This window comes from Streptococcus mitis (genome assembly GCF_946190275.1).
GTDB lineage: Bacteria > Bacillota > Bacilli > Lactobacillales > Streptococcaceae > Streptococcus > Streptococcus mitis_DC.
In genome coordinates this window covers 87,638-99,316 of the sequence record NZ_CAMHZQ010000001.1, presented here as the reverse complement: position 1 = coordinate 99,316, position 11,679 = coordinate 87,638, and the positions used below count along the sequence as shown (strand labels likewise).

The 11,679-nt window shown below is 41.6% G+C and carries 12 protein-coding genes and 1 riboswitch; of the genes, 10 read left to right on the top strand and 2 right to left on the bottom strand.

The genetic code is table 11. The features are described 5' to 3' along the window. Positions 1-77: 77 nt before the first annotated feature. Positions 78-1,517: a TrkH family potassium uptake protein gene (locus N8M20_RS00470; RefSeq protein WP_261078642.1), complete on the bottom strand. Its 1,440-nt coding sequence runs from the start codon at positions 1,515-1,517 to the stop codon at positions 78-80. A 3-nt stretch (positions 1,518-1,520) separates the two neighbouring features. Further along, positions 1,521-2,870 (bottom strand): Trk system potassium transporter TrkA, encoded by a 1,350-nt coding sequence (gene trkA / locus N8M20_RS00465; protein ID WP_084950052.1) that lies wholly within the window; start codon positions 2,868-2,870, stop codon positions 1,521-1,523. 188 nt (positions 2,871-3,058) lie between these two features. Here trkA and N8M20_RS00460 point away from each other — a divergent pair, with 188 nt between their 5' ends. From N8M20_RS00460 to pheS, 10 genes are all read left to right on the top strand, one after another. Further along, the gene (locus tag N8M20_RS00460; RefSeq protein WP_261078639.1) at positions 3,059-3,907 is read left to right on the top strand and encodes an SAM hydrolase/SAM-dependent halogenase family protein; all 849 of its coding nucleotides are present in this window, start codon (positions 3,059-3,061) and stop codon (positions 3,905-3,907) included. Positions 3,908-3,921: 14 nt separating this feature from the next. Next, a complete protein-coding gene (locus tag N8M20_RS00455; protein WP_000403160.1) occupies positions 3,922-4,470 on the top strand; it encodes an ECF-type riboflavin transporter substrate-binding protein in 549 nt (182 codons plus the stop codon). Between the two features lie 168 nt (positions 4,471-4,638). Next, positions 4,639-6,321 carry an ABC transporter ATP-binding protein gene (locus tag N8M20_RS00450; protein WP_261078637.1) on the top strand — a complete coding sequence of 561 codons (1,683 nt, stop codon included), beginning with the start codon at positions 4,639-4,641 and terminating at the stop codon, positions 6,319-6,321. Further along, on the top strand, positions 6,306-7,136 hold the full coding sequence (locus tag N8M20_RS00445) for an energy-coupling factor transporter transmembrane component T family protein (protein ID WP_261078636.1): 831 nt from the start codon (positions 6,306-6,308) through the stop codon (positions 7,134-7,136). Before N8M20_RS00450 ends, N8M20_RS00445 begins: the two co-directional genes overlap by 16 nt. Before the next feature lie 192 nt (positions 7,137-7,328). Then, the gene (locus N8M20_RS00440) at positions 7,329-7,832 is read left to right on the top strand and encodes a tRNA (cytidine(34)-2'-O)-methyltransferase (RefSeq protein ID WP_261078635.1); all 504 of its coding nucleotides are present in this window, start codon (positions 7,329-7,331) and stop codon (positions 7,830-7,832) included. A gap of 53 nt (positions 7,833-7,885) precedes the next feature. After that, positions 7,886-8,104, top strand: a riboswitch (FMN riboswitch). A 154-nt stretch (positions 8,105-8,258) separates the two neighbouring features. Next, positions 8,259-8,822 (top strand): ECF transporter S component, encoded by a 564-nt coding sequence (locus N8M20_RS00435; protein ID WP_060627504.1) that lies wholly within the window; start codon positions 8,259-8,261, stop codon positions 8,820-8,822. Then, positions 8,812-9,462, top strand: coding sequence for a phosphatase PAP2 family protein (locus tag N8M20_RS00430; protein WP_261078630.1), 651 nt, complete (start codon positions 8,812-8,814; stop codon positions 9,460-9,462). The genes N8M20_RS00435 and N8M20_RS00430 overlap by 11 nt, the downstream gene beginning before the upstream one ends. Before the next feature lie 27 nt (positions 9,463-9,489). Continuing rightward, entirely contained in the window at positions 9,490-9,909 is a 420-nt protein-coding gene (locus N8M20_RS00425) for a chromosome partitioning protein ParB (protein WP_261078628.1), read from the top strand. A 4-nt stretch (positions 9,910-9,913) separates the two neighbouring features. Then, complete coding sequence (locus N8M20_RS00420) at positions 9,914-10,363, top strand: GNAT family N-acetyltransferase (protein WP_261078815.1); 450 nt, start codon at positions 9,914-9,916, stop codon at positions 10,361-10,363. A gap of 269 nt (positions 10,364-10,632) precedes the next feature. Beyond that, entirely contained in the window at positions 10,633-11,679 is a 1,047-nt protein-coding gene (gene pheS, locus N8M20_RS00415; protein ID WP_000103743.1) for a phenylalanine--tRNA ligase subunit alpha, read from the top strand.

The following is an 11,679-nucleotide window of genomic DNA, read 5'->3' as shown; positions in this document are numbered from 1 at the left end:
GTGGTTTGAATTTTATTTTTGAAGAGTATGAAAATAAAAACACCACACTTTGTAAGGAAACAAGGTGTGGTTGTATTTTATCTCTTAGACCAAGTTCTCTTCATAAAGAGAAGTAGGATTGGGTAAATCTCCAAGCGGCCTGCAATCATTGCAAAGGAGAGGAGAATTTTTGAGATGGGACTAAAGATTGAGAAACTAGAAGTGGTTCCTAGAATAGGCCCGATATTATTGAAACAGCTAAAGACAGCGCTGGTCACAACCAGAAAATCATTGCTATCTAGGCTGACAATAAAGATAAGGGATAGCAAAATCATAGCATAGATGACAAAGTACTTGAGAATCTTATGCTGGGTATCTTTGTCAATCACCGTTTTATTAACATGGAGAGTCAAGACACGGTGGGGCGATAGGATTGACAAAATCTGATTTTTAGCAATTTTTGAAAGGATAAGCCCTCGAATAACCTTGAGTCCACCTGCGGTTGAACCAGCAGAACCACCGATTCCCATGAGGAAGAGGAGGATAAACTGGGAGAAGAGGGGCCAGTTGGTAATGTCTCCGTAACCAAAACCAGTCGTTGTAATGATATTGGAAACTTGGAAGAAGGCCATTTCAAAACTCTTGGAAAATCCTGGGTAGAGATAGAGGGTATTAAGGCTAATCAAGCCTGTAGAAACCAGCACGATGACCAAGTAAGCACGAAGTTCTTCGTCACCAAAGAAGGCCTTGACGCGACGGAGCATAAGGTAGTAGTAGAGATTGAAATTTACCCCAAAAACCAAGACTCCGATACTAACTAGATAGGTGATCAGTGAGCTACCATAGTGGGCAATTCCGTCGTTATAGACGGTAAATCCTCCTGTACCCGCTGTCCCCATGGCAATGACAAAACTATCAAATAGGGGCATGCCAGCTAGATAATAGATGATGACAAAGAGGGAGAAGAGAGCTAGATAAAGGAGATAGAGAATCTGGGCAGTGTTTTTTAGTTTGGATACTACTTTACCAAAAACAGGGCCAGGAACCTCAGCCTTCATCACCTCTAGGTGGCTATTCTTGGCATTATCCATAATAGCAAGTGCAAAAACAAGCACTCCCATCCCTCCAATCAAGTGGGTAAAACTTCGCCAGAAGAGGAGGGAACGACTGAGAACCGAAACGTCATTCAGAATAGTTGCTCCAGTAGTTGTAAAGCCAGAACTGATTTCAAAAAAGGCATCGATAACGCTGGGAATTTGTCTAGCAAAAACAAAGGGTAGACCGCCAAAGAAAGACCAGAGGATCCAACAGAGGGCAACAATCAAGACTCCCTCCTTGGCATAAATCCGTTGATTTTTGGGCTTTTGTAAAATTCCTGAACCGCCTAGTAATACGAGAATCCCTATTGTTGAAAAGAGGGCCGTAAAGACTTGGCTCGATTCGTGGTAATAGACAGCTACAGCTACAGGAACCAAAAGAAGAACAGCTTCAATCAAAAGTAACTTTGAAAGGAGGTAACGAATCATACTTTTATTCATTTCTTACCTCGCGATCAAGTCATAAATCTTGGTGATGTTTGGCAACAAAGTTGTTACTAGGAGCTTATCTCCAACTTCCAACATATCCTCCCCAGTTGGGAAAATAGTCTTGCCCTTTCGAATGATGGCTGCAATAAGAACACCTTTTTTCAGTTTGAGTTGAGAAAGAGGTTTGGCAGTCATCTTATTAGCTTCCTTGATATGGAATTGCAGAGTCTCGATTTGACCATTGGCTAGATGGTGCATGGCCTGAAGGTCTGAATACTGGGCATTAACCCGACCACGAATAAAGTGCATAATCGTATCTACAGCAATGCTTTTAGGTGTGATGATACTTGAAAAATCAGGCGCATTAATAATCTCAAGGAGACTGGTACGATTGACCTTGGTGATATTTTTTTGTACACCTACGCTGTCAAGGAACATAGAGGTAATCAGATTTTCCTCATCGACCCCTGTTAGAGTTGCAACGGCATCATAGTTTTGAGCACTTTCTTCCAGTAGGATATCTTTTGCGGTCCCATCTCCTTGGACAATATAGAGATTAGGGAATTTTTCGCTAAAGAAGCTGGCGATTTCGGGATTGATTTCAATAACTTTGGTATCGATACGACTATCTTTGAGAATGCCTAGTAGATAATAGGCAATTCTACCTGCACCAACGATGAGAAGGCTCTTCACGGCACGTGATTTGAAATAATTATGGAAGAGCATCATATCAACACGGTTACCAGTGACAAAGATTCTATCTTTATCCTGTATCGTCATGTCACCACTTGGGATGATAATTTGATGATCCCTTTCTATAGCACAGACAATGACATTGCCAAATTTTTTTCGAAAATCAGAAATGGGCATTTGGCAAAGACCGCTAGAAGACTTAACAGTGAATTCCATCAAGCTGACCCGTCCACCAAAGAAACGTTCGACAGAGAGGGCATTGGGGAAGTCAATGATGTTGGCAATAGCGCGGGCAGCCAAGAGTTCAGGGTTAACGATAAGAGAAAAACCGAGAATATTCTTTTCTTTAAAATAAGAGTTAGAATATTCAGGGTTCCGCACCCGAACGATGGTCTCTTTAGCTCCCATTTTTTTGGCTAGAACGGCTGCAATCATGTTCACTTCATCGTATTCAGTCAGAGCGATAAAGATATCACAATCCTGGACACTGGCTTGCTCAAGGATGGTAAAATCGGCCCCGTTACCAAGGATACCCATGATATCAAAGCGATTAACAATATGATTGAGAACAGCTTCGTCTTGCTCAATCAGTAAAACATCATGCTTTTCTGCAACCAAGGAGCGACAGAGGGCAGAACCAACTTTTCCCCCTCCGACAAGGATAATTTTCATAATAAAACCTACTTCTTCATTATGTAACTATCATACCTTTTTTCAAGAAAAAATGCACCTACTAGCTAATAACAAGAGCTTTTAGTAGGAAATTTGCTATAAGGTAAAACTATACCCTAATCAATTGAAATAGCTATTAGCACCTTTCTCTGAAATATGGTATGATAAAGGATATACAAGGAGATAAAATGAATAATAATTTACTGGTATTACAATCAGACTTTGGTCTGGTTGATGGTGCGGTATCTGCTATGATTGGAGTGGCTTTAGAAGAATCTCCAACCTTAAAAATTCATCACTTGACGCACGATATCACGCCTTATAATATTTTCGAGGGGAGTTACCGTCTCTTTCAGACGGTGGATTACTGGCCTGAGGGAACGACTTTTGTATCGGTTGTCGATCCAGGTGTTGGCTCGAAACGTAAGAGTGTGGTTGCCAAGACTGCAAAAAATCAATACATTGTTACGCCAGACAATGGAACTCTTTCTTTTATCAAGAAACACGTTGGTATTGTAGCCATTCGTGAAATTTCTGAAGTGGCCAATAGACGTCAAAATACAGAGCATTCTTATACCTTCCACGGTCGTGATGTCTATGCCTATACTGGTGCTAAATTAGCCAGTGGTCATATTACTTTTGAGGAAGTGGGGCCAGAGCTCAGTGTAGACCATATTGTAGAGCTTCCAGTCGTAGAGACCATCATTGAAGATCATTTGGTGAAGGGAGCTATTGATATTCTGGATGTGCGTTTTGGTTCGCTTTGGACCTCTATCACGCGAGAAGAATTTTACAAGCTGGAACCAGCATTCGGTGACCGTTTTGAAGTGACTATCTATCACGCTGATATGCTGGTCTATCAAAATCAGGTTGTTTATGGAAAATCATTTGCAGATGTGAGAATTGGGCAACCCATCCTTTACATCAACTCTCTCTATCGTTTAGGTCTGGCTATCAACCAAGGTTCCTTTGCCAAGGCCTATAATGTAGGTGTCGGTTCATCTTGGACCATTGAAATAAAGAAAATAGAATCATAAAATAGGAGAATAGTATGGAAATCAAATTTACAATTAAACAAGTTGTTGCTGTCGGAATTGGCGCTGCCCTCTTTGTCGTCATCGGGATGATCAATATTCCGACCCCTGTTCCAAATACAAGCATCCAGCTTCAGTATGCGGTACAAGCGCTACTTTCTATTATTTTTGGACCGATTATCGGTTTGCTTGTCGGGTTGATTGGTCATGCAATCAAGGACTCTCTTGCTGGTTACGGTCTGTGGTGGACTTGGATTATTGCTAGCGGTCTCTTTGGTCTAGCTGTAGGGCTATTTAGAAAGTACGTTCGCGTGATCAATGGTGTCTTTGACTGGAAAGATATTCTTATTTTTAACCTTATTCAACTACTTGCAAATGCTCTTGTTTGGGGTGTTTTGGCACCACTTGGAGATGTTGTGATTTATCAAGAAGCGGCAGAAAAAGTATTTGCACAAGGAATTGTTGCGGGAATTGCTAATGGTGTATCTGTAGCTATTGCAGGAACTCTTCTCTTGCTTGCCTATGCAGGAACTCAAACTCGTGCAGGAAGTTTGAAAAAGGATTAAAATGATGGGGAAGGCTGGGCAACCAGTCTTTTTCGATGTTTATAGATTAGTTAGGCAAGCAAGCTAGGATAGGAATCTTTTTGGCGCTAAGATTTTAAGAGAAGAGACTGCAAGAAGGGCTTGATTTATGATAAAATAGAAGTCTAAGAAGCGAATGAAGAGAGTAAGATGAAAGAAGCTATAATTGAGTGGAAGGATTTCTCTTTCCGGTATGAAACACAACAAGAATCGACCTTGCAAGGAGTGGACTTGACTATTTATAAAGGAGAGAAAGTCTTAATTGTTGGCCCATCTGGGTCAGGTAAGTCTACCTTGGGTCAGTGTTTGAATGGGATTATTCCCAATATTTACAAGGGGCAGATGTCTGGAGAATTTTTGATCAAGGGGCAAGCAGCCTTTGATATGAGCATCTACGATAAATCTCATCTGGTCAGTACAGTTTTGCAGGATACAGATGGGCAGTTTATCGGCTTGTCCGTGGCAGAGGACTTGGCTTTTGCTCTGGAAAATGACGTGACAGATCTAGATGACATGAAAAGTCGTGTTCATAAATGGGCTGAAAAGCTGGACCTTCTCTCTTTACTGCCGCAGCGTCCTCAGGATTTGTCAGGTGGACAAAAGCAGCGAGTCAGTCTGGCTGGTGTCTTGATTGATGAGAGTCCGATTCTCTTGTTTGATGAGCCACTCGCCAATCTAGATCCCAAGTCAGGTCAGGATATTATCGAATTGATTAACCAGATTCATAAGGAAGAGGGGACGACGACACTTATTATCGAGCACCGTTTGGAGGATGTTCTGCATCGCCCTGTGGATCGGATTGTCCTGATAAACGATGGTCGTATCCTCTTTAATGGGAGTCCTGATCAGTTATTGGCGACTGATCTGTTGACCCAAAATGGAATTCGCGAACCCCTTTATCTAACCACTCTCCGTCAATTAGGTGTGGATTTAGCTAAGGAAGAACAGTTAGCAAATTTGGATAACTTGTCTATCTCAAAAGGTCAGGTTCAGTTGCAGAATGAACTAGCAAAAGAAAACCCAGAATTGCAGTCACTCTTTAGACTAGAGGACGTGTCGTTTTCTTATGATGATAGACCGATTTTAAAGTCCCTACATCTGGATATTAAAAAGGGTGAAAAGATTGCCATTGTCGGGAAAAATGGAGCAGGGAAGTCAACCCTAGCCAAGGCTATAAGTAGCTTTATCCAGACGGAAGGTCGCTATCTTTGGGAAGGTCAGGATATCAAAGGAGATTCTGTTGCAGAGCGGGCGGAACGAGTCGGCTATGTGCTGCAAAATCCTAATCAAATGATTTCAGCCAATATGATTTTTGATGAGGTGGCTCTGGGACTTCGTTTGCGAGGTGTAGACGAGCAGGAAATTGAAACGAGAGTCTATGAAACTTTGAAAATCTGTGGTCTCTATGAATTCCGTAATTGGCCTATTTCTGCCCTGTCATTTGGGCAGAAAAAACGTGTGACTATTGCATCGATTTTGGTCTTAGGGGCTGAAATTATCCTCTTAGATGAACCAACTGCAGGTCAAGACCAGAAGAACTATACTGAGATTATGGAATTTCTCGAAGAACTTCATCAAAAAGGGCATACCATTGTTATGATTACGCATGATATGCAATTGATGCTGGATTATTCAGACCGGGCCCTAGTCATGGTGGACGGGGAATTGATTGCCGATACAGATCCAGCTAGTCTGTTGAGCAATCCTGAGCTGTTAGTAAAAGCCAATCTAAAAGAAACTTCTATCTTCAACTTGGCTAAGAAACTAGACGTGGATCCACTTGCTTTAACGGCATTTTACAAAGAAAGGAGAGAAGAATGCAAGCAAAATTAATCGGTTACCAGCATAGAGATACTGTGATTCATCGCTTGTCAGGAGCTGGGAAACTTCTCTTTTTTATTCTCGTGTCATTGGCGGCCATGATTAGCTATGATACCAGACTGCTTGTTCTGATTGCTATCTTTTCGGTCTTTCTCCTCTATTTGTCAGAAATCCGTTTTAAAGATGTTTCCTTTGTAGCCGTTTTTGCGACGGTATTTGCCGTTTTAAACGTCTTGATGGTCTATCTCTTTTCTCCTGAGTATGGGGTTGGACTTTACGGAGAGAGAAGTGTGATTTGGCAGGGAATCGGTGCCTACACTCTGACTAGCCAAGAGCTCTTTTATCTGCTAAATTTGGCCATTAAGTACCTTTGCACCATTCCTCTGGCTATTATCTTTTTGATGACAACTCATCCTAGTCAGTTTGCTTCTAGTTTAAATCAAATTGGTGTGCCTTATAAGATTGCCTATTCTGTCAGTCTGACTTTGCGCTATATTCCAGATTTGCAGGAAGAATTCTTTACTATCAAGATGTCTCAGGAAGCGCGTGGGATGGAATTATCCAAGAAAGCTTCTCTCATGCAACGAATCAAAGGCAATCTGCGCATTATCACTCCCTTGATTTTTAGCTCGTTAGAACGCATTGATACCATCGCGACTGCCATGGAACTTCGCCGCTTTGGGAAAGAGAAAAAACGCACTTGGTATAGTTATCAGGCTTTGAAAAAAGGAGACTATATTACTTTGCTCTTGGCAGCCTTGTTTTTAGTAACTAGTTTACTACTTATCTTGCAGAATCAGGGACGATTTTACAACCCTTGGAAATAGCTTGAAAAAATTGAAAAAATCAAGTCGTTTCTATTGACAATGATTCTGAAAGTGTTATACTAAGAAAGTAGTTTCGCTGATTTACTTCAAACCTGTTGTGAGGTAAGTTAACGATGCCTTAACCACGCTGTTTGCTGAGCTTGACTCCGGGCAGTGTGGCTATTTTTTTGCAATGGTGAAAGGAAGCAAGTCATGACAAATCACATTGTATTATTTGAACCTCAAATTCCACAAAATACAGGCAATATCGCGCGTACTTGCGCTGCGACCAATTCTCCCCTCCACATCATCAAGCCAATGGGTTTTCCTATTGATGACCGCAAGATGAAGCGGGCTGGATTGGATTATTGGGATAAGCTAGAGATCTATTTTTACGACAGTTTAGAAGATTTTATGTCTCAGATGGAGGGAAAACTCTATCTGATTTCGAAATTCGCTGAGAAGGTGTATTCTGAGGTGGATTTATCGACTAACGAAGACCATTATTTTCTCTTTGGACGTGAAGACAAGGGCTTGCCTGAGGACTTTATGCGAGAACATCCTGAGAAGGCTCTCCGTATTCCTATGAACGATGAACACGTCCGCAGTCTCAATGTGTCGAATACCGTCTGCATGATTGTCTACGAGGCTCTTCGTCAGCAGAATTTTGCAGGTCTTGAGCTCGTTCATACCTATGAAGTGGATAAATTGAAATAAAAAATGAAAATGAACAAAATGCTTGCGCTTGCAAGCGTTTTTTGTTATGATAAAAGAGTCTTCAGGGCTGGGTGAGATTCCCGACCGGCGGTGACTTTAACTAGCTATTTTAGCTTTCTCGTCGTTGTCTTGTCTCGATATACTTTAAGTATGATCTTCGACTGCGACGCCTAGATAAATCTAAAATATCTTAGTTAAAGAAGTCCGCGAGCGCAAGCTGATGTGGTGAGATTCCACAACCGACAGTATAGTCTGGATGGGAGAAGACGAAAGAATAGCTTTGTCTGTTCTGATAGATTTATAGCTAGATTGTAACCGCTTGCTTCAATAGAGTGAGAGGGAAGATTTGGGATATAAAAAGTGAGAATAGATAGAGGAATCCTTTCTAACTTCTTCTGATTTTATAGAAAATTGGAGGAACCTGTTATGACAAACACACGTCGACTTTCGACCATTGCAATTCTATCAGCCATCTCATTTGTGCTGATGTACTTTGACTTTCCGCTCTTGCCAGCGGCATCCTTCCTTAAGATCGAATTTAGTATCTTGCCAGTCCTTGTGGGTCTGGTGGTCATGGATTTGCCTGCTGCTCTAGGAATCCTCTTGCTTCGCTCACTCTTGAAATTGCTTCTTAACAGCCAAGGAGTGAATACTTACATTGGTTTGCCGATGAATATTGTAGCTTTGGGAGTTTTTGTCATCGTATTTGCTTTGATTTGGAAAAAGGAACGGACAACCCTTCGTTTCCTACTAGGATCTCTAGCTGGAACTATTGGCTTGACCGTGGCTATGTTGGTTCTCAACTATGTTTACGCTGTTCCTTTGTATGCTAAGTTTGCTAACTTTGATATTGGAAAAATTTTGGGACTGTCCAACTACCTAATGACTATGGTGTTGCCTTTTAACTTGATTGAGGGTGTCATCTTTGCCGTTTCATTCTGGTTGTTGTATGTTCTCTTGAAACCAACCTTAAAACATTATGAGAGATAAACAAACGTTTTTAATGAAGGGCAGTTTTGCCCTTTTACTTTTCGTTATTCTTGGCTACATGGTCAAATTTTACCCTGAAACGCTGGTCGGTTTTGACCAACCGATTCAGACTGCCGTTCGAGGAGACTTGCCAGATTACTTGACTATTCTTTTCCGAGCCATTACACGTCTGATTGATATCCCAGTGATTATCACCTGGGTTGTCATTACAGCTTTTGTCTTTTATCGTAAGCGGTGGAAGATAGAAAGTTTCTTCATGCTGGGAAATCTGGCTTTGGCAGGTCTTTTAATCGTGATCTTTAAAAATATCTACCAGCGCCCACGACCAGCTATTTTACACTTGGTTGAGGAGAAGGGATTTTCCTTTCCAAGTGGCCATTCTCTGGCTGTAACCTTGATGGTCGGTTCTCTGATTGTCATTCTCAGTCAACGGATTAAAAATCCAGTCTGGAGAAAAATCGTGCAAATCGTTCTAGGTCTCTACCTAGTCAGTGTGTTGGTATCAAGGGTCTATCTGGGAGTTCATTACCCATCAGATGTACTTGCCAGTTTCTGTGTGGGCTTGGGAGTCTTGTTTATCGAATTCCCCTTCTATGACAAGCTCCGCTTCCAATGGCGATTTAAAGGCAAGCAGAAGTGAGTATCAAATTCCCTTGAGGAGAAAGAAATGAAAGTCAGTATAGCAGATCTTCATCCGACTCAACTATACTTATCAGAAAAGAAGTTGCAAGATATTCAGATGCTTTATCAGTCTGTAGAACTAAACAATGTTGATCCAATTAGTATTCTTGCATTTGGAAATTGCTTGCTGATTACAGACGGGCATCACAGGGCTTATCAGGCTTTATTGGCGGGTCGGGATACGATTTCTGCTGAGTGGGATAGAGACGGCGGCGATGAACTATATCATCTCTATGCGCAAGCTTGTGAGGAAAGAAAGATTTACTCTGTTCTGGATTTAAAAAATCATATATTACCTCAAGATGAGTATGAAGCAAAATGGTATAACTGGTGTGATGGTTTTAATCAAGCAGCAACTCTTTTGTTGAAAAGGAAAGCAGATGAAACAGGCCCTACAAATAGATAATTCACTGCGTCTTGTTCCTTATTGTAAGGTCAATCATTGTGAGGAAGCTTTTGCTTGGTATCAGAATGTGGACTTAGTTTACCTCGTAGATGGGGTGAAGCTTCCTTATAGTCAAGAAACTTTGGAAGCCATGTATTCCTATTTGGATCAGCATGGTGAACTTTTTTGGATTGAAGTCAAGGAGAAGGGAGAATGGTTTCCAATTGGGGATGTTACACTATCTCAGGATAATCTCCCCATTGTGATTGGGAATTCCGCTTACCAACATCGAGGACTTGGAAAAAAGATTCTAAGTGCTTTGATTGAATTGGCTCGAGTAAAAGGATGGAAAGAATTGAGAGTCAAGGAAATCTACACCTACAATCATGCTTCTAGGAGGTGTTTCAAGGCGCTTGGATTTGTGGAAAATGGAGCAACAGAAAAAGGAATGAGTTTTATACTGAAATTAGTCTAATCTAACTTGTTTTTTAACTCAAAATCTGATAAACTAAGTAGTAATTGAATAGAAATCTGCAAGACTAGTAACTCAAGGGAAGTATATCAGGGAGGAGAGCCGTGACTGCAAGCTCTCTATATGAAAGCTGGGTGAATTCACTTGCGCATGGATTTAGAAATGAAGGTCTGACTTGTCAGATGAAAACGGATGGTACCGCGTGTCAACGCTCCGAGTGGAGTTTTGGCATGTGGTTTTCTTTTTATCTACGAGCGACTGATGGAGGAATTATGTCAACTATTGAAGAACAATTAAAAGCGCTTCGCGAAGAAACGCTGGCTAGCTTGAAGCAGATTACTGCTGAAAATGAAAAAGAGATGCAAGACTTGCGTGTCTCTGTCCTTGGTAAAAAGGGTTCGCTTACTGAAATCCTCAAAGGGATGAAGGATGTATCAGCTGAGATGCGTCCAATCATTGGGAAACACGTAAATGAAGCTCGTGATGTCTTGACAGCGGCCTTTGAAGAAACTGCTAAGCTCTTGGAAGAAAAGAAAGTCGCAGCTCAACTAGCTAGCGAGAGTATAGATGTGACACTTCCAGGTCGCCCTGTTGCGACTGGTCACCGTCATGTCCTCACACAAACAAGTGAAGAAATCGAAGATATTTTCATTGGGATGGGTTACCAAGTAGTGGACGGTTTTGAAGTGGAGCAAGACTACTACAACTTTGAGCGTATGAACCTTCCCAAAGATCACCCAGCCCGCGATATGCAGGACACTTTCTACATCACAGAAGAAATCTTACTTCGTACCCACACGTCTCCTGTTCAAGCGCGTGCTATGGATGCTCATGATTTTTCTAAAGGTCCTTTAAAAATGATCTCTCCAGGGCGTGTGTTCCGTCGTGATACGGATGATGCGACCCACAGTCACCAGTTCCACCAAATCGAAGGCTTGGTTGTTGGGAAAAATATCTCTATGGCAGACCTTCAAGGAACGCTTCAGTTGATTGTCCAAAAAATGTTTGGTGAAGAGCGTCAAATTCGTTTGCGTCCATCTTACTTCCCATTCACAGAGCCATCTGTTGAGGTGGATGTTTCTTGCTTCAAGTGTGGTGGAGAAGGCTGTAACGTATGTAAGAAAACAGGTTGGATCGAAATTATGGGTGCCGGTATGGTTCACCCACGTGTCCTTGAAATGAGTGGTATCGATGCGACTGTTTACTCTGGCTTTGCCTTTGGTCTTGGTCAAGAGCGTGTAGCCATGCTCCGTTACGGAATCAATGATATCCGTGGATTCTACCAAGGAGATGTCCGTTTCTCAGAACAGTTTAAATAA